Genomic DNA, 16,369 nt, shown 5'->3' with positions numbered 1-16,369 from the left:
TCTATGGCGTGATCCGCGCGGTTGGTGAAGAGCCGCCCAAGCTCTAGGTTGGGGACATGACCGTCACTCTCGCAGATGTCGAAGCCGCCGCCGCGCGCCTGGCCGGCCATGCCGTCGAGACCCCCCTGCTCGAGGCCCCGGCGCTGAGCGAGCGCATCGGCGCCCGCCTGCTGATCAAGCCCGAAACCCTGCAGCGCGTTGGCGCCTTCAAGTTTCGCGGCGCTTACAATCGCATCTCGCAACTGAGCGACGCGGAAAAGGCTCGCGGCGTGGTCGCCTTCTCCTCCGGCAATCACGCCCAAGGGGTGGCCCTGGCCGCCCGCATGCTGGGCGCCCCGGCGGTGATCGTCATGCCCGCCGACGCCCCGGCCGCCAAGATCGCCGCCACGCGCGGCTACGGCGCCGAGGTGATCACCTACGACCGCTACACCGAGGATCGCGAGGCCATCGCCCGTCGCATCTCGGCCGAGCGCGGCGCGGTCACCGTGCCGCCTTACGACGATCCCGACGTCATGGCCGGCCAGGGCACGCTGGGGCTGGAACTGATGCGCCAAGCCGCGGCGCTGGGGGCGATCCCGGCGACCGTGGTCACGCCGCTGGGCGGCGGCGGCCTGGTCAGCGGCGTCGCCATCGCCGTGCAGGGCGTGGCCCCGGCGACCAAGGTGTGGGGCGTGGAGCCGGAGGGCTTCGACGACATCGCCCGCACCCTCCAGACCGGCGAGCCTCAAGGCAACGCGCCCGGAGCCCGCTCGATCTGCGACGCCTTGCAGCCGCCGACCCTGGGCAAGTTCACTCTGCCCGTGATCCGCGAGCGTCTCGCTGGCGTGGCGGTGGTCACCGACGCCGAGGTCGAGGAGGCCGTGCGCACGGCTTTCAACACCTTGAAGCTGGTCGTCGAACCGGGCGGCGCGGCGGGCCTGGCGGCGCTGCTGGCCGGCAAGATCCCGGTGGGAGACGGCCCCGTCGCGGTGGTGCTATCGGGCGGCAACGTCGATCCGGCGGTGTTCTCGCGCATCCTTGCGGGCGCCGCTTAAGCGGGTCTACGGTCCGGACGGGAAATAGTTCGTCTGGATAACCGTCTTGCTGAAACCCGCCCTGCTCGCCGGCGCCCTGATCGCCGCATCCCTCGCCGGCTGCGCCCCGAACTCGCAAAAGGCCGAGGCGCCGAAGTTCGACGCCGCGCGCATCTCCGAGCATGTGAAGGTCCTCGGCTCCGACGACTTCCAGGGCCGCGCCCCCGCCAGCGAGGGCGAGACCAAGACCGTCGACTACATCGTCGGGCAGATGAAGGCGGCCGGCCTGCAGCCCGGTGGCGACCTGCAACCCGATGGCCAGCGCGCCTGGACGCAGGATGTCCCCCTGGCCCGCTTCGTGTTCAAGGGCCCCGTGAAGTCGAGCTTCACCGCCAGCGGCCGGACCACCAACCTGATCCAGGGCGAGCAGATCGCCCTGCGCGCCAGCGCCACCGGCGAGACCCACGTTTCGGTGGCCAATGCGCCCGTCGTCTTCGTCGGCTACGGCGTGAAGGCGCCCGAGCGCGGCTGGGACGATTTCAAGGGCGCGGACCTCAAGGGCAAGATCGCCCTGGTGCTGGTCAACGACCCCGACTTCGAGGGCGGGGAAGGCGACTTCGGCGGCAAGGCGATGACCTACTACGGCCGCTGGACCTACAAGTTCGAAGAGGCCGCCCGCCAGGGCGCCGTCGGCTTCCTGGTCATCCACGAGACCGCCCCGGCCGCCTACGGCTGGGCCACCGTGAAGGGCTCCAACACCGAGGACATCTTCGACATCATCCGCCAGAACCCCAAGGCCAGCCACGCGCCGGTCGAGGGCTGGATTCACCGCGACCTGACCGTCGACCTGTTCAAGAAGGCGGGGCTCGACTTCGAGGCCGCCAAGGCTCAGGCCCGCACCAAGGCTTTCAAGCCCATCGCCCTGAACGGCGTCAGCTTCTCGGCGGCCTATGACGTCGATGCGACCAAGATCGTCTCGAAGAACATCGCTGGCGTGCTGCCGGGCACGAAGCACCCCGATGAGTTCGTGGTCTATTCAGGGCACTGGGACCACCTTGGGATCGGCCCCGCCGACGCCAAGGGCGACACGATCTACAACGGCGCCCTCGACAACGCCTCGGGCATCGCCGCCATCATCGAGATGGGCCGGGCCTTCGCCGCGGCCCCCCGCACCGAGCGCTCCCTGCTGTTCCTGGCGGTGACCGCCGAGGAACGCGGCCTGCTGGGCACCGAATACTACGCCTCGAACCCGCTCTATCCGCTGTCCAAGACGGTGGCCGCCTTTAACCTCGACATGTTCGCCGCCGCCGGGCCGATGAAGAACTTCAGCATCTCGGGCGACTCGGGCTCGACCCTGCAGGACGATCTGATCGAGGCCGGCAAGCGCCACAACCTCGGCTTCGCGCCGGACGCGCGGCCGGAGGCCGGCCTGTTCTACCGCTCGGACCACTTCCCGCTCGCCAAGCGCGGCGTGCCCGCCATCTCGCTGGAATCCGGCGAGGACCTCGTCAACGGCGGCGTCGAGGCCGGCAAGAGGTGGAAAGACGCCTTCGACGCCAACAACTACCACCAGCCGTCCGACGAATGGCGACCTGACCTCGATTTCAGCGGTGAGATCCAGATCATGGACATGAGCTACGACCTCGGTCGGCAGCTCGCCAATTCGCGCGAATGGCCGGGCTGGAAGGACGGCAGCGAGTTCAAGGCCGCCCGCGACGCGTCGGCGGCCGACCGCCGGTAATCCTGCGAAATTCAGTCACCGGTGAGGCGATGGCGCTCCCATCGCCTCATTAGAGCGAGCCCTCACAGAGGGGCCTTTCAAGGAGGAGACGATCATGAAATTGACCACTCTGGGCGCTTTCGCCGCCATTGCGATGGCCGCCGGCGTCGCATCGTGCGGCAAGTCCGAGGACGCCGCCAAGCCCGCCGCCGAGGCCGCGGCCCCGATCGGCTCGGTGCTGGTCTTCCACGCCACCAAGGGCTTCGTGCACCCCTCGATCGTGGACGGCGTCGCGGCCATCAAGGCCCTGGGCGCGGCCAACAACTTCACGGTCGACGACACCGTCGATCCCGCCGCCTTCACCCCTGAGAACCTCGCCAAGTACAAGGCGATCGTCTTCCTCAGCACCACCGGCGACGTGCTGCCCGAGGCGGCCCAGCGTTCGGCGCTGGAAGGCTACATCAAGGGCGGCGGCGGCTACATGGGCATCCACGCCGCGGCCGACATGGGCTCCCTGAACAAGGACTGGCCCTGGTATCGCGACCTGGTGGGCGGCGCCTTCAAGGGCCACACCCTGGCGAAAATCTATACCGACAGTCCGATGAGCGGCCCGCTCGCCAACCTGCCGCCGAACGTGGCGGTGGTGGCCGGCAAGCTGGCCGACGCGCCGGCCGACGCCGACAGCACCGCCGCCATGCCGGGCATCAAGACCACCTCGTGGGAGTCGGCCAAGATGAAGATCGAGGACCAGAGCTCGCCGATGGTGGCCGGCTGGGGTCCGGAGGTCACCCGCGCCGACGAGTGGTACGGCTTTATCGACAACCCGCGCCCGAAGGTCCACGTGATCGCCAGCGTCGACGAGACCACCTACAACCCGGCCGGCGGCAAGATGGGCGACCATCCGATCGTCTGGTGCCACGATTACGACGGCGGCCGCGCGGTCTACACCGGCCTCGGCCACCCGAAGGCGGCCTGGGCGGACAAGCAGATGCAGGATCACATCCTGGCCGGCATCAAGCTGGCTGCGGGCGCCGAGCCCTTCAACTGCAAGGTGGCCGGCTAAGGGTCGGAGCGTCATGACCGCCAGGCGTTCAGCCCGGCGGTCAGCGCCGAGGCGCGACCGAAAGTGTCGTGATCCTCGGCTAGCGCTGTTCCAATGAAGGCCGCGCCAGGCGGCAGGAGCGGAGATCTCAGATGACCGGAACCATCCGCGCCGGTTGCGGCGGCTGGACCTTCGAGCCTTGGCGGGGCGTGTTCTACCCCGACACGGTCAAGCAGAAGGACGAACTGGCCTACATGAGCCGGCAGATCCCGACCATCGAGATCAACGGCACCTACTACTCCGCCTTCAAACCGGACACCTGGAAGAAGTGGCGCGACGAGACGCCCGACGATTTCGTCTTCTCGGTGAAGGCCTCGCGGTTCGCCACCAATCGCCGCGTGCTGGCCGAGGCCGGGGAGTCGGTCGCCAAGTTCCTCGATCAGGGGCTGATGGAGCTGGGGCCGAAGCTCGGGCCGATCCTCTGGCAGTTCGCCAACACCAAGAAGTTCGACGAGGCCGACTTCGGCGGCTTCCTGGACCTTCTGCCCAAGCGCATCGGCGGCCACGCCATGCGCCACGTGGTCGAGGTGCGTCACGACAGCTTCGTCGATCCCGCCTTCGCCGCCCTGCTGCGCAAGCATGGCGTGGCTGTCTGCTGGGCGGTGCACGAGAAGTATCCCGAGATCGCCGACGTCACCGCCGACTTCGTCTACGCCCGCCTGCAGACCGGCTCGGACGATGTGCCGACGGCCTATCCGCCCGCGCAGATCGACGCCTTCGCACGTCAGTTCAAGACCTTCGCCGCCGGCGGCGAGCCGGATGGCCCGCAGAAGGCCGACCCCGGCCACAAGCCCGAAAAGGCGGCGCGCGACGCCTTCGTCTACTTCATCCACGAGGGCAAGGTTCGCGCGCCGCACGCCGCCCAGGCCTTCATGCAGGCGGTGGAAAAACAGGGTTAACGCGGTCTTAACGCCCCGGCGCGAGGCTGCGCTCATGCGCCCTTGGCTCGCCCTGTCGCTGATCGTCGCCCTGATCGCCGGATCCGCCGGCGCCCAGACCAGCGCGACCGCCCCCGCCTTGCGCGGCGCGCAAACGCCTGGCGCTTCGACGCCCGGCGTTCGGGCGCTCGACGCCCCGCCCCCCACGGAAACCACCGCTGAGCGTTCGACGCGGGTCGCCACCGTTCAGCCCCTGCCACCGCCGCCGGCCGCGCCGACGCCGCTGATGTCGATGCTGCCGACGCGCGAGCCGCCGCTCTGCCGCACCGCCTGCGCCCAGAACTACTACTTCTGTCTCGCCGCCGGCGACGCCAACGAAGACTGCTCCGGCGGCTTCGGCCAATGCGTCGCCGGCTGCAATCGTCCCACCGGCTAGAACCCGCTATCCTGGCTCCGCTTTGCCCCTCGACCTGCGCAAGACCGGCCTGAAGGCCCTGCTGTCGCTGCCGACGCCCATCCTGCGGGCGATCAGCGGCGGTCGTCCCGTCTGGCGCGGCGGCCGCACCCTCGACCCGCGCCTGCAGTACCTCGCCGCCGCTTCACGCAGCCGGCCGACCAGCGGCATGCCGCTTGAGGAAATGCGCCTCCACACACGCGCGCTGCAAGGTGTCGCGACCGCCTCGGTCCCACCCTCGGTGACGCTTGAATCCCTCGAGATCGAAGGTCCCGGCGGCCTCCTGCCTTTGCGTCTCTATCGGCCGCCCTCGCCCGATCCCGCCGCGTCGCTGCTGGTCTTCGCCCACATGGGCGGCGTCGCCGGTAGCCTGGAGACCTCCGACGCCCTCTGCGCCCGCCTGGCGCTCGCCGCGCGCGGGCCGGTGCTCTCCGTCGACTACCGTCTGGCGCCGGAGCATCGCTTCCCCGCCGGCTTCGAGGACTTCCTCGCCGCCGTCCGCTGGGCGCGCGACAACCTGCATCGCTACGCGGCCTCCGACATCGCCGTGGGCGGCGACTCCCTCGGCGGCGGCTTCGCGGCGGCGGCCTGCCTCGCCCTCAAGACGGCCGGCGAGCCGCAGCCCGCGCGGCAGCTGCTGATCTATCCTCTGCTCGACATGGGCGGCGAGGGCGCCGCCCTGGCGACCTACGCCGACGCCTGGCCGCTGTCGAAGGCCGATGTCGCCGCCTTCGTCGCCCAGTATCTCGGCCCCGAGGCTGATCCCGCCGACCCGCGCGGCTCGCCCCTGCGCGCCGGGGACCTCTCGGGCCTGGCCCCCGCCCTAATCGTCCAGGCCGGCTTCGACCCGACCGGCGATCAGCCGTTGACCTACGCTCGCCGCCTGATCGAGGCCGGCGTTCCCGTCACCTTCCGCTGTTACGACAACCTCGCCCATGGCTTCGCGATGTTCGCCGGGGTCGTCCCCGCCGCCGAGGCCGCCGTGCGTGAGATCGCTGAGCTGGCCGCCGAGCCGACTAGGCGTTGACAGGCCGAGCCTTCTCCCCTATCCACCGCGCCTCGATTTCGCGCCCCTGCTTCGGGGGAGCGAGTCCTTTGAATTCGGAGCCTGATCGTGAAGCGCACCTTCCAACCCTCGCGTCTCGTGCGTGCACGCCGCCACGGTTGGCGCGCCCGTATGGCCACCAAGAACGGCGCCAAGGTCATCGCCCGTCGCCGCGCCAAGGGCCGCAAGCGCCTCTCGGCCTAAAGGCCGGCGCTTTCCGCCGGCGCCGATCATCAGCGATGGCGCCGGATACGCCTAAAATCGAACGCATGCGCGTCAGGCCGCAGTTCCTCGCGGCCGCCAAGGCGCACGCCTGCGCCCGTGGGGCCGTGCTGGCCCAGGGCCGCGCCCGCCGCGATGGCGACCCCACCATCAACATCGGCTTCACCGCGACGAAGAAGATCGGCGGCGCCGTGGTGCGCAACCGCGCCAAGCGCCGCCTGCGCGAGGCCGCCCGCCAGATGGCGCCCCTTCATGCCCGCCCCGGCTGCGACTATGTGTTCATCGCCCGCGGCGGTGTGACCACTCGTCCCTGGGCGCGTCTGCTTGACGATATGAAAAGCACGCTGATAAGCCTCGCCGCCGATCTCGCGGCCCCTGGCTTCGTTTCCGAAGCCGTTCCTCCTGCCGGTTAGACGACCCCTGTCATGAACAACGAATCCAACCGCAACACGATCGTGTTCATCATCTGCGCGGTGGTCATCCTGATCGGCTACCAGATGTTCGTGCTTGAGCCCCAGGCCAAGCGCAAGCAGGCCGAACTGCGCGCCCAGCAGGCGGCGGCCGCCAGCACGGTCCAGCCCGGCCAGGCTCCCGGCGTAGCCGGCGCGACGGTGGCTCCGCTGAAGCCCACCCGCGAGGCGGCCCGCGCCGCCAGTCCGCGCGTGCCGGTGGCCACGCCCGCCCTGACCGGCTCGATCTCCCTGCGCGGCGCGCGCATCGACGACCTGTTCATGAACCGCTACCGGATCACCGTCGACCCCAAGTCGCCGCCGGTCGAGTTGCTGCGTCCAGAAGGCGCCGAGCACGCCTGGTTCGCCGATTTCGGCTGGGCCGGCGCCAACGTGCCCGGCCTGCCCGGCCCGCAGACGGTGTGGACCCTGGCCCAGGGCGCGACCCTGGCCCCGGGCCGCCCGGTCACCCTCACCTACGACAACGGCCAGGGCCTGGTGTTCACGCGCAACATCGCCGTGGACGACAAGTTCATGTTCACGGTCACCGACCAGGTCCGTAACGCCGGTGGTCAGCCGGTGACGCTGGCCCCCTACGCCTCGGTCCAGCGCCAGGGCCTCCCGGCCGACCTGGGCAAGACCCAGATCGTTCACGAGGGCGCCATCGGCGTCTTCGACGGCAAGCTGCAGCAGGAAAAATACAAGGAGTGGAAGAAGGATGCGGCGACGCCGAAAACCTTCGACTCCACCGGCGGCTGGATCGGGATCACCGACAAGTATTGGCTGGCCGCCCTGATCCCCGCCAACGGCGAGAAGGTCAAAGGCCAGTTCCGCGTCACCGAGGCCGGCGGCGTCGACGTCTACGACACCAACTTCGTCGGCCCGGCCCAGGCCGTCGCGCCGGGCGCCACGGTGAGCCAGACCACCCGCCTGTTCGCCGGCGCCAAGACCGTGCCGCTGCTGAAGGACTACGCCAAGACCCAGGGCGTCGACCGCTTCGACGACGCCGTCGACTGGGGCATGTTCTTCTTCATCACTCGTCCGATCTTCCTGCTCCTGGACTTCTTCTTCCAACACGTCGGCAACTTTGGCGTCGCCATCCTGCTGCTGACCGTGACGGTCAAGGTCATCTTCTTCCCGCTCGCGAACAAGAGCTACGAGTCGATGTCGAAGATGAAGAAGCTCTCCGGCCCGATGGAAGAGCTGCGCAAGCAGCACAAGGACGACCCCGCCAAGCAGCAGCAGGAGATCATGGCCCTGTATCAGCGCGAGAAGGTCAACCCGTTCATGGGCTGCCTGCCGCTGCTGATCCAGATTCCGGTCTTCTATTCGCTGTACAAGGTGCTGACCGTCACCATCGAAATGCGTCACGCGCCGTTCTTCGGCTGGATTCAGGACCTGTCGTCGCGCGACCCGATCTCGATCTGGAACCTGTTCGGCGCCATCCCTTACGATCCGGCCTCGATCCCGCTGCTCGGCGGCTTCCTCAACGGCCCGCTGCACCTCGGCCCCTGGGTGATCCTCTATGGCTTCAGCATGTGGCTGACCACGGCCATGAACCCGCCGGCGCCGGATCCCACGCAGCAGCGCATCTTCCAGCTGATGCCGATCATGTTCACTTTCATCATGGCCCCCTTCGCGGTCGGCCTGATCATCTACTGGACCTGGAACAACGTGCTCTCGATCCTGCAGCAGTACGTGATCATGCACCGGCTGAAAGTCGACAACCCGATCGACAACATCATCGCCCGCTTCACCGGCAAGAAGGCCGCCGCCTGATGAGCGACCCGCTCTTCTCAGACGAAGAGCTGGAGACCGCCCGGGTGCTGTTCGCCCGGCCGGCGACGTTCATCATGGGCGCGGTCAGCATCGACGGCCTCCCGCCGGGCGACCTTCCGGAGGTGGCCTTCGCCGGCCGCTCCAACGTCGGCAAGTCCAGCCTGATCAACGGCCTCGTGGGCCAGAAGTATCTGGCTCGCGCCTCCAACGAGCCGGGCCGCACCCGCGAGGTGAACTTCTTCCTGCTCGACGAGAAGCTGCGGCTGGTCGACCTGCCTGGCTACGGCTTCGCCCGCGCCGGCAAGGGCGAGGTCAAGCGCTTCCAGAACCTCGGCCGCGACTACCTGCGCGGCCGGCCCAACCTGAAGCGGGCCTATCTGCTGATCGACGCCCGCCATGGCCTGAAGGATGTCGACAAGGAGGCGCTCGACGCCTTCGACGTCGCCGCCGTCTCCTATCAGATCGTGCTGACCAAGGCCGACAAGCTGAAGCCGTCGGAAGCCGAGGCCATGCAGGCCAAGACCGCCGAAGCCATCCGCAAGCGCCCCGCCGCCTATCCGCGCGTGGCGCTCACCTCGTCGGAAAAGGGCGATGGCCTGGCCGAACTGCGGGCCGAGATCGCCGCCGCCTGCGGCATCGACGCGATCTAGGGCTTAGGCCCGCGCCCCGAACGCCGCGTTCAGGCGGTCGAACTGGGACAGCACCGGGTGCGGCGCTTCCGGGTCGGCGTCCACCTGCAGGTACATGCGCTTGTCGAGGTGGCGGACGCGCTCATAGAGGCGTTCCGAGCGATCGAGCAGCTCGAGCAGGCCGCCCGGCAGCTCGGTCAGGTCGCCCCCCTCGGCCGAGACGGCCTCGACGCCGATGCGATAGCGGTCATCGCAGGCCGCGGCGGGCTGCATGTCCCCCTCGCGCACCGCGCGCTGCACCAGCAACCAGGAGGCCACCTGCATCAGGCGCGTGGTCAGGCGCATGCTTTCGGCCGCATAGGCCAGGGCGGCGTTGCGCGACAGCAGCTTGGAATCCTGGCGGCCCGGCCCGTCCAGATAGCCGGCGCACTCCTCCACCAGCTCCATGCCTTCTTGGAAGGTGCGGTCGAACAGCTCCGAGCGTGCGAAATCCTGCACGATCGCGGCACGCCAGGCGCCAGTCGGCGCCGCCGACGCTGCGAATTCACTCATCGAACACCCCAAGCTTGACGCGGGCGCGGGAAAAACACCCCCGCATCCACGCTCGGCTGCAACCCACGTGCCAACCGGCGACGTCCTCGGGTCAACCGATGTGACAATTTAATACAAAGGTAGGCTTAACGACCGAACAACGCATCCGCCGCCGCCCTCCCAGCTCGCTTGCGCTCGATCTGCGCCTGGCACCGAGCGATTTCACCCTCCAGCAGGGCGATGCGCTCTTCCAACTCTCCAACGCCGTAGAGTTCCAGATCCTCGCGCGAGGCGTCGAGCAAGGCCTTGCCCCGGAACGACCGCGGCTCGCTCGGTTCATCCGACATGGGGCTCTCCGTGTCCCTTCCCTTTCGGCCATCTGACGCCTAGCTCAGAGCCAGCGCAAGTCTGCGAGGCATTGCATGCACACCCCTTCCACACCTGAATCGATGACCGCCATCGCCATCGAAGGCGGCAAGGGTCGGGCCGAAGCCTTGCAGCCCGTGCAGACGCGGGTTCCGACACCCGCCGAGGGCCAGGTTCTGATCCACGTCCAGGCCGCCGGGGTGAACCGGCCGGACATCCTGCAGCGCAGGGGCGTCTATCCACCGCCGCCCGGCGCTCCGGAGACGCTCGGGCTGGAGGTCGCCGGCGAGGTGATCCGCGCCGCCGGCGAATGGGCGGTGGGCGACCGGGTCTGCGCACTGCTGGGCGGCGGCGGCTACGCCGAGTACGCGGCGGTCGATGCTCGCCACTGCCTGCCCATCCCGGCCGACCTTAGCTTCGCCGAGGCCGCCGCCCTGCCGGAGACGGTGTTCACCGTCTACGCCAACGTCTTCGAAGGCGGACGCCTGGCCGCCGGCCAGACCTTGTTGGTGCACGGCGCGACGTCCGGCATCGGGACGACGGCGATCCAGATGGCCAAGGCCGCCGGCGCCCGGGTGATCGCCACCGCGCGCGGAGTCGAAAAGGCCGAAGCCGCCCGTCGTCTTGGGGCCGATCTCGCCATCGACGCCTCGGCCGACGACTTCGCCGCCGCGGCCGTCGCCTTCGGCGGCGTTGACGTGGTGCTGGACATGGTGGGCGCGCCCTATTTCGACGCTAATCTCGCCGCCCTGAAGACGGGCGGCCGCATCGTCTACATCGCGGCGCAAGGCGGCGACGCCGTCAGCGTCCCGGTCATGGCCCTGATGCGCAAACACGCGACGATCACAGGCTCGGTCCTGCGTCCGCGCAGCGCCGACGAAAAGGCGCGCCTCACCGCCGAGGTGAGGCGCGTCGTCTGGCCTTGGATCGAGCAGGGCCTGTTCAAGCCCCGCATCGACCGCGCCTTCCCCCTGGCCGAAGCCGCCGCCGCCCATGCGGCCCTGGAGGCCGGAACGGTGGTGGGGAAGGTCGTGCTGACCACCTAGTAGGCGGGGCGCATCGACGAGATCTGGTCGTTGAACCTTTCGAGGCCCAGGTCCCGCTGGTCGCGATCGTAGACCACGCAACGGCCCCGGAAATTGGCGTCGGAGCACAGCTGCCAGCGGCCGCGCACCTGGAACGAACTGATGACATCGTTGAAACGCGTCGGCGCCAGGTTGGCGACCTCGCCGTTGAAGGTCTGCGAACGGCCCCGATAGTCGGCGGCCTCGTAGACGGTGATCGAGGAGCGACCGCCGCCCCAACCCGGGCCGCCGGGACCGCCTGGGCCGCCCGGACCACCGGGACCGCCGCCGGGACGGTCGTCGCCGCGCACGCGGCCGCAGACCAGCACGCCGTTGTCGTTGCCGATCGGATAGCCCGCGCAAGGGATCAGGGGGATGGTGGTCCGGCGAGGCCGGCCGGAGCGGTCGTTGCAGGTGGCGGTCATCTGTCCACCGTTGATCTGCAGGTCGCGGCAACTGCGTTGATAGTCGCCGCCGGGTTGTTGTTGCACGCCCCCGCCATAGTAGGGGCCTTGAAGCAGCATGGCCGCGGCTGCGGCGCCGATCGTCAGAAACATGTCTTCCTCCCAGCTGCCCCGCCTTCAGGGCGGGTGAACCTTATGCCGAAGGTTCGTCCTTGCAATGTGAAGGACGGCTGAACGAAGGTTGTCGCTGAACCCGGACCGGACGGGGGCGTTTCGGCCGCATGGTCACGGCCCCTCGCATCGGCTGCTCCGGCTGGGTCTACAAGCACTGGCGGTGCGACTTCTATCCGCAACATCTGCCCGCCAAGCGCTGGTTCGCCTGCTACGCCGAGCGCTTCGACACAGTGGAGATCAACGGCAGTTTCTATCGCCTGCCCAGCGAGGCGGCCGTGGCGGGCTGGCGCGACGCCGCCCCGGCCGGCTTCCTATTCGCATGGAAGGCCAGCCGCTACATCACGCACAACAAGAAGCTGAAGGACTGCGAGGATTCCGTCGCCCTGGTGTTCGGCCGCATGGCCCCTCTCGGCGACGTCGAAGGGCCGGCGCTGTTCCAATTGCCGCCGATGCTGCACCGGGACGACGAGCGGCTCGGGCGCTTCCTGTCCTGGCTGCCGAAGAATCGCCGCTGCGTCGTCGAGTTCCGCCACCCGAGTTGGTACGCGCCGCCGGTACTCGCCCTGCTAGCGGATCACGACGTGGCCATGGCGATCAGCGACCATCACGACGCGCCCGCGCCGTGGGAGACGCCGGCCAGCTTCGTATACTGGCGCGGCCATGGCCCGGACGGCGACTATCGCGGCCGATACGCCTCCACGGAAATCGAACAGCTCGCCGGCCGCATCTCTGCGTCCAAGCGATCGGCCTTCGCCTATTTCGACAACGATATCGGAGGGGCGGCGCCACGCGATGCGCAGGCTCTTCTGGCGGCCCTGACGGCGTAGAAGCGTCAAAATCGTTCCCTTTCGGCGGGAACCGCCCTATATCGATAACGATGACCCGCCCGGCCGAAAGGCCGGGCGCCGCTGTTTCTGGAGCCAGGCGTCGGAAGCCTGAACCTCCCCGGAGAACGAGAATGGCCGACCAAATCCTGATGCCCAAGGCGACCGCCGTCTGGCTCGTGGACAACACCTCGCTCACCTTCGAGCAGATCGCCGACTTCTGCGGCCTGCACCCGCTGGAAATCCGCGGCATCGCCGACGGCGAAGTGGCGCGCGACATCCGCGGCGCCGACCCGATCGCCAACGGCCAGCTGACCCGCGAGGAACTGGACAAGGCCAACAACGACCCGGCCTATCGTATGGTCGCCCAGAAGAGCCGTCACGCCGAGCTGCTGAAGCCGACCAAGAAGGCTCCCCGCTACACCCCGGTCTCGCGCCGTCAGGATCGCCCCGACGCCATCGCCTGGTTCGTGCGCAACCACCCGGAAGTGACCGACGCCCAGATCTCCAAGCTGCTGGGCACCACCAAGTCGACCATCGAAATGGTTCGCAACGGCACCCACTGGAACAAGACCAACATCAAGCCGGTCGATCCGGTGACGCTGGGCCTCGTCAGCCAATTGGAGCTCGACGCCCTGGTGAAGGTGGCGGCCGAGAAGAAGGCCAAGTCGGACGCCAAGAAGGGCATCCTGCCGGATGGCGACACCCTGCGCCCGGCCTCCGACGCTGGCGTCGCCGAGGCGACCGCCGGTTACGTCGACGACGAAGAGTAGAAATGAAAAGGCCTCCCCCTTTGTCCCGAAGGGGGAGGCCCTGAGCCTTCAGTGCATTCGTGCTCGGAGGCCCTCGATCTCCTCCTTCAGCCGCAGCTTTCGAAGTTTCAGCTCCTTGAGCTTCGTATCGTCCGCCGCCGGGCGGGCGACTTCGTCCTGGATCGCGCGGTCAAGCGTCTGGTGGCGGGCGCCGAGTTCGCGGATACGGGATTCGATAGCCATGAGGGTCGTCTCCTTTGCGACTGCGAGCGAAGTGAACACCCGCTGGCTGCGGCTGTCAGATCACATATGATTGCAGTCGGCCGCCCGATTTCCGGCGCCGTTTGTGCGAAAGGCGAGCATGGCCGAGGCCAAGCCCAGACTGGTGATCGGAATCTCGGGCGCCTCCGGGATCGTCTATGGCCTGCGCGCGCTGGACGCCTGCCGTGACCTCGGCGTCGAGAGCCATCTGATCCTGTCCAAGGCCGCCCTGCTGACCCTTTCGCAGGAAACCAGCCTCGCGCCCGCCGACGTCAACGCCAAGGCCGATGTCGTCCACCGGGTCGGCGAGATCGGCGCCCCGCCGGCCTCCGGCTCCTTCCGCACGCTCGGCATGATCGTCGCTCCATGCTCGGTGCGGACGATGAGCGAGATCGCCACCGGCGTGACCTCCTCCCTGCTGACCCGGGCCGCCGATGTCGCCCTGAAGGAGCGCCGCCCGCTGGTGCTGATGGTTCGGGAAACGCCGCTGCATCTCGGGCACCTGCGCACCATGGTCCGCCTCGCCGAGATGGGCGCCGTGATCGCTCCGCCGCTGCCCGCCTTCTACGCCCAACCCTCCAGCCTAGAGGAGATGGTCGACCAGTCGGTCGGCCGCGCCCTCGACCTCTTCGGCCTCTCCTGGCGTCCTGTGCGTCGCTGGGGCGAGGATCTCGAAGCCCTCGGAACCAGCATTTGACCGACCTCTGGCCCTGGGTCCTGGCCGCCTATCCGCGCCCCGGCGTCGAGGCCGCGTGCCTCGCCCTGCAGGACCGGCACGGCGTGAACGTCTGCTACCTGCTGTGGGCCGCCTGGGGGGAGGCGGAGGGCCGCCCGCTCGACCTTTCCGCCGGCGTCGCCCTGGCCGAAGCCTGGGAGGCCAAGGTCGCCGCACCGCTGCGCGCCGCGCGCCGCGACCTGAAGCCCGACTGGGCCTGTATCGACAGCGATCGCCGCGCCGCCCTGCGCGACAAGCTGAAGCAACTGGAGCTGTCCGCCGAGCGCCTGCTGCTGGAAAGCCTCGCGGCCCTGCCGCCGGGCCTGGGCCGCGTCACCCTGTCCGACGCCGCGACCTTGTGGCGCGCCCCGCCGCCGCCCCAATCGGTCGCCGCCCTCAACGCCGCGATTACGAATCCGGTCTATGCTGCCGGCGCGGGCGCCCCTCGGGCGGACGCCCCGGGTGCAAGCTCATGAACGATCACGATCCGCCGACAGACGGCCTGGCCGTCGAACTGGTGCAATCCGCGCGCCTGGCCGAACTGCGCCAGGAGCATACCGACCTCGACGCGGCCATCGAGGCCCTGGCCGCCACCCCGACCTCGGACCAGTTGCAGATCGCCCGGCTGAAGAAGAAGAAGCTGGCGCTGCGTGACGAGATCGTGCGCCTCGCGGCCCTGCTGACGCCCGATATCATCGCTTAACCGTTCCCGAACACAGCTTGCTTACCGCGCCGTCGTAACGACGAGGCATGTCGTTCGGCCAACGCGCCTCTCCGCCTCAGATCTTCCTGACGACAGCGGAGCCCCGCCGCCGCGCACGCCGCCTCCTGACCCCCTATCTGCTGGCCTTGGCCGGCGTCGCCGTCGGCTGCGCCCTGGCCGTGGCGTTGGCCATTCTGCTTTCGATCATGCTGGGGCGCGCCATAGGCGACCTTTCGCCCATCCCGACGCTAATGCCGGCGGTCATCGCCTCCGCATCGGCGATCTGTCTGCCGGTGTTCGTATTGGTGGACATCGGCTTTTCGCGAGCACGAATCTATTCCGTGCAGGCCTACGCGATGGCCTGCGGCCTCCTCAGCGTCGCGGTTGGTCTGGGCCTCATCGTCCTGCTCGTCGTGCTCCTGCACGAAAGCCAGAAATTCCTGATGACGAGCCTTGTGTGCGTTTGCGCTGGCGGGGCCGGCGGGGCGGCATTGGGCCAAGGGCGCAAGCCCAGGCGCTAGCCGGCCGCCCGACCGCGCTTGCGGACGAACATCGCCGCGTCGGTTTCCGAAAGCACGACCTCGGGATCGGCCTCGTCCGGAATCTGCCGCACGCCCCAGGAAACGTGCAGCGGCGCCGACCACTGGCCGAAGAATACCGGCCGCCCCTCGATGGCCTCGGCGAGATGGGCCGCCTTGGCCTCGGCGGTCGGCAGGTCGGCCTGCACCAGCAGCACGGCGAACTCGTCGCCGCCGATCCGCGCCACCACATCGGACTCGCGCACATTGTCGACCAGACGCCGAGCGACTTCCTTCAGCGCCGCGTCTCCGGCCGCATGGCCGTAGCGGTCGTTCACCGCCTTGAAGCCGTCGAGGTCGAAGTAGACGAGGCTGGCCGGCGAGCCGTAGCGGCGGGCGAAGGTCTGCACCCGCCGCAGTTCGCGCATGAAGGCGCGGCGGTTGAGCAGCGGCGTCAGGGCGTCGCGGTCGGCCAGCCCCGCCATCTCGGAAAGCTGCGCCTTCAGGCGCCCGACCTCGCCGCGCAGGTCATCGACCTCGGTCAGCAGGGTCTGGACGGCGGCCCGCACGGGCGGCGTCAGGTCCGCCTCGCCGAGCCCGAGGAAGGCCGCCTTGTCCGGCGCCTTGGTCTGGGATGCGGCCTCGGCGCCGGCGCGCGCCAAGGCGCGCCGGCGTATGGCCGAAAATGCTTCGCTGCGAGCCCCGCCGATCTTCAAGGAAACGCTCCGAATCCCCGTTAACCAGAATCTACCCGCCCGCGGTTGCG

At 68.9% G+C, this 16,369-nt stretch carries 22 protein-coding genes; 17 read left to right on the top strand and 5 right to left on the bottom strand.

Annotated elements, in window-relative coordinates; translation table 11 throughout:
* Positions 1-56: 56 nt before the first annotated feature.
* The 10 genes from ACFLIT_RS14370 (at position 57) to yihA (ending at position 9,312) form a co-directional block, all read left to right on the top strand.
* Complete coding sequence (locus tag ACFLIT_RS14370) at positions 57-1,034, top strand: threonine ammonia-lyase (protein ID WP_479911938.1); 978 nt, start codon at positions 57-59, stop codon at positions 1,032-1,034.
* Positions 1,035-1,080: 46 nt separating this feature from the next.
* On the top strand, positions 1,081-2,754 hold the full coding sequence (locus tag ACFLIT_RS14365; protein ID WP_479911937.1) for a M28 family metallopeptidase: 1,674 nt from the start codon (positions 1,081-1,083) through the stop codon (positions 2,752-2,754).
* Between the two features lie 94 nt (positions 2,755-2,848).
* Positions 2,849-3,796 carry a ThuA domain-containing protein gene (locus ACFLIT_RS14360; protein WP_479911936.1) on the top strand — a complete coding sequence of 316 codons (948 nt, stop codon included), beginning with the start codon at positions 2,849-2,851 and terminating at the stop codon, positions 3,794-3,796.
* Positions 3,797-3,927: 131 nt separating this feature from the next.
* On the top strand, positions 3,928-4,734 hold the full coding sequence (locus ACFLIT_RS14355; RefSeq protein WP_479911935.1) for a DUF72 domain-containing protein: 807 nt from the start codon (positions 3,928-3,930) through the stop codon (positions 4,732-4,734).
* A gap of 34 nt (positions 4,735-4,768) precedes the next feature.
* Complete coding sequence (locus tag ACFLIT_RS14350) at positions 4,769-5,149, top strand: hypothetical protein (RefSeq protein WP_479911934.1); 381 nt, start codon at positions 4,769-4,771, stop codon at positions 5,147-5,149.
* Positions 5,150-5,171: 22 nt separating this feature from the next.
* Positions 5,172-6,194 (top strand): alpha/beta hydrolase, encoded by a 1,023-nt coding sequence (locus ACFLIT_RS14345; protein ID WP_479911933.1) that lies wholly within the window; start codon positions 5,172-5,174, stop codon positions 6,192-6,194.
* Between the two features lie 87 nt (positions 6,195-6,281).
* A complete protein-coding gene (gene rpmH, locus ACFLIT_RS14340; protein ID WP_479911932.1) occupies positions 6,282-6,416 on the top strand; it encodes a 50S ribosomal protein L34 in 135 nt (44 codons plus the stop codon).
* A 35-nt stretch (positions 6,417-6,451) separates the two neighbouring features.
* Entirely contained in the window at positions 6,452-6,847 is a 396-nt protein-coding gene (gene rnpA / locus ACFLIT_RS14335; RefSeq protein WP_479911931.1) for a ribonuclease P protein component, read from the top strand.
* Between the two features lie 12 nt (positions 6,848-6,859).
* Positions 6,860-8,662 carry a membrane protein insertase YidC gene (yidC, locus tag ACFLIT_RS14330; protein ID WP_479911930.1) on the top strand — a complete coding sequence of 601 codons (1,803 nt, stop codon included), beginning with the start codon at positions 6,860-6,862 and terminating at the stop codon, positions 8,660-8,662.
* Complete coding sequence (gene yihA / locus ACFLIT_RS14325; RefSeq protein WP_479911929.1) at positions 8,662-9,312, top strand: ribosome biogenesis GTP-binding protein YihA/YsxC; 651 nt, start codon at positions 8,662-8,664, stop codon at positions 9,310-9,312. The genes yidC and yihA overlap by 1 nt, the downstream gene beginning before the upstream one ends.
* Before the next feature lie 3 nt (positions 9,313-9,315).
* On the opposite strand, the gene rcdA is transcribed toward yihA, so the two are convergent.
* Both rcdA and ACFLIT_RS14315 read right to left on the bottom strand, forming a co-directional pair.
* A complete protein-coding gene (gene rcdA / locus ACFLIT_RS14320) occupies positions 9,316-9,843 on the bottom strand; it encodes a protease adaptor protein RcdA (protein WP_479911928.1) in 528 nt (175 codons plus the stop codon).
* Positions 9,844-9,968: 125 nt separating this feature from the next.
* Complete coding sequence (locus tag ACFLIT_RS14315) at positions 9,969-10,169, bottom strand: DUF1192 domain-containing protein (protein ID WP_479911927.1); 201 nt, start codon at positions 10,167-10,169, stop codon at positions 9,969-9,971.
* A gap of 75 nt (positions 10,170-10,244) precedes the next feature.
* Between ACFLIT_RS14315 and ACFLIT_RS14310 the strand changes: the two genes are divergently transcribed.
* Positions 10,245-11,234, top strand: a complete 990-nt coding sequence (locus ACFLIT_RS14310) for an NAD(P)H-quinone oxidoreductase (protein WP_479911926.1) — start codon at positions 10,245-10,247, stop codon at positions 11,232-11,234.
* On the opposite strand, the gene ACFLIT_RS14305 is transcribed toward ACFLIT_RS14310, so the two are convergent.
* Complete coding sequence (locus ACFLIT_RS14305) at positions 11,231-11,809, bottom strand: beta/gamma crystallin-related protein (RefSeq protein WP_479911925.1); 579 nt, start codon at positions 11,807-11,809, stop codon at positions 11,231-11,233. The genes ACFLIT_RS14310 and ACFLIT_RS14305 overlap by 4 nt on opposite strands.
* A 128-nt stretch (positions 11,810-11,937) precedes the next feature.
* Between ACFLIT_RS14305 and ACFLIT_RS14300 the strand changes: the two genes are divergently transcribed.
* Together ACFLIT_RS14300 and ACFLIT_RS14295 are read left to right on the top strand one after the other, a co-directional pair.
* Positions 11,938-12,657: a DUF72 domain-containing protein gene (locus tag ACFLIT_RS14300; protein WP_479911924.1), complete on the top strand. Its 720-nt coding sequence runs from the start codon at positions 11,938-11,940 to the stop codon at positions 12,655-12,657.
* Positions 12,658-12,788: 131 nt separating this feature from the next.
* Entirely contained in the window at positions 12,789-13,427 is a 639-nt protein-coding gene (locus ACFLIT_RS14295) for a DUF1013 domain-containing protein (RefSeq protein WP_479911923.1), read from the top strand.
* Positions 13,428-13,475: 48 nt separating this feature from the next.
* On the opposite strand, the gene ACFLIT_RS14290 is transcribed toward ACFLIT_RS14295, so the two are convergent.
* The gene (locus ACFLIT_RS14290; RefSeq protein WP_479911922.1) at positions 13,476-13,649 is read right to left on the bottom strand and encodes a DUF465 domain-containing protein; all 174 of its coding nucleotides are present in this window, start codon (positions 13,647-13,649) and stop codon (positions 13,476-13,478) included.
* Between the two features lie 118 nt (positions 13,650-13,767).
* Between ACFLIT_RS14290 and ACFLIT_RS14285 the strand changes: the two genes are divergently transcribed.
* The 4 genes from ACFLIT_RS14285 to ACFLIT_RS14270 are packed head-to-tail and all read left to right on the top strand — an operon-like array spanning position 13,768 to position 15,606.
* The gene (locus tag ACFLIT_RS14285; protein WP_479911921.1) at positions 13,768-14,364 is read left to right on the top strand and encodes a UbiX family flavin prenyltransferase; all 597 of its coding nucleotides are present in this window, start codon (positions 13,768-13,770) and stop codon (positions 14,362-14,364) included.
* Positions 14,361-14,858, top strand: coding sequence for a TIGR02444 family protein (locus ACFLIT_RS14280; RefSeq protein WP_479911920.1), 498 nt, complete (start codon positions 14,361-14,363; stop codon positions 14,856-14,858). Before ACFLIT_RS14285 ends, ACFLIT_RS14280 begins: the two co-directional genes overlap by 4 nt.
* The gene (locus ACFLIT_RS14275) at positions 14,855-15,085 is read left to right on the top strand and encodes a YdcH family protein (RefSeq protein WP_479911919.1); all 231 of its coding nucleotides are present in this window, start codon (positions 14,855-14,857) and stop codon (positions 15,083-15,085) included. Before ACFLIT_RS14280 ends, ACFLIT_RS14275 begins: the two co-directional genes overlap by 4 nt.
* Positions 15,086-15,132: 47 nt before the next feature.
* The gene (locus ACFLIT_RS14270; RefSeq protein WP_479911918.1) at positions 15,133-15,606 is read left to right on the top strand and encodes a hypothetical protein; all 474 of its coding nucleotides are present in this window, start codon (positions 15,133-15,135) and stop codon (positions 15,604-15,606) included.
* Here the strand turns inward: ACFLIT_RS14270 and ACFLIT_RS14265 are convergent.
* A complete protein-coding gene (locus ACFLIT_RS14265; protein ID WP_479911917.1) occupies positions 15,603-16,319 on the bottom strand; it encodes a GGDEF domain-containing protein in 717 nt (238 codons plus the stop codon). The genes ACFLIT_RS14270 and ACFLIT_RS14265 overlap by 4 nt on opposite strands.
* Between the last annotated feature and the right edge of the window lie 50 nt (positions 16,320-16,369).

It is taken from the genome of Caulobacter sp. HJHS_5, from assembly GCF_056683955.1.
This window is presented reverse-complemented; position numbering and strand designations above follow the sequence as displayed.